An 829-nucleotide genomic window follows, 5' to 3' on the forward strand; every position below is an offset into this window, starting at 1 on the left:
AGGTGTGTAGCAAAGGAATGCCTGATAGAATGTGCAGAAAAACCATACTGTTCAAAGCCCGCCTGATTCATGGCCATGCGGATAGCATGCTGTATGGAGCGGTCGTTCATAGCTTTGCCTGGAGTTTGTCCTTCAAAGAGAAAGACTTTCGGCTTGTGTACCCTGTAATATGCTTCGAGTAGAGGAAGAACAGCAGCTGGAAGGATGGTAAACCTATCCCTACTACCTTTTCCCGCTACTACCTTGAGTTGCATGTCTGTCCGAGAAATATGTTTCATCTCCAAGAACCGAAGTTCGCTCAACCTGATCCCTGTTCCATAGAACAGAGCAATGATGGCTTTATGCTTTATATTGGTAGTAGATTGGATTACATGACTGATCTGCTTTTGGGTTAGAATCTCAGGAAGCCTGAACTCCTTTCGGGGATAGAGTGCATGGGGAACAACATAAGGTGAAGGCAATATGTGTTTAAAAAAGAAGCTACAGCTTTGAGCAGTCATGCGGCACTTGTCCCTACCTACGCCATGTTCTTTTTTGATGTAATTGATATAGGAAGCAATATGATCTTGGGTGAGCTGCTCAGGATTGAGATGGTTGTAGTAGGCGAAAATATAGCGCATCTCGGCCATATAGTTTCGGATGGTCATGGGAGAATAAGCCTTGGCTTCAAGAAAAGAAGCTAGTTTTAGCAAATACCCCTGAGCAGAATCATTGAGGGCTACGGTGCCCAGCGTGTTTTTTTTGAGTTTTCATGATGAAAGATTTTGATATAACTAAAAATAAGCAGAATTTAGGTAAATCGCTCACCCGTAGGGTGTCAGTTCAACAG

1 protein-coding gene is annotated in these 829 nt (G+C 43.4%); it reads right to left on the bottom strand.

What is annotated here, in order from left to right; all coding sequences use genetic code 11:
- On the bottom strand, positions 1–647 hold a 647-nt coding region (locus tag MM214_RS18920), incomplete at its 3' end, for a tyrosine-type recombinase/integrase (RefSeq protein ID WP_241297740.1).
- Positions 648–829: the final 182 nt, after the last annotated feature.

It is taken from the genome of Belliella kenyensis, assembly GCF_022549675.1.
GTDB classification, from domain to species: Bacteria; Bacteroidota; Bacteroidia; order Cytophagales; family Cyclobacteriaceae; genus Belliella; species Belliella kenyensis.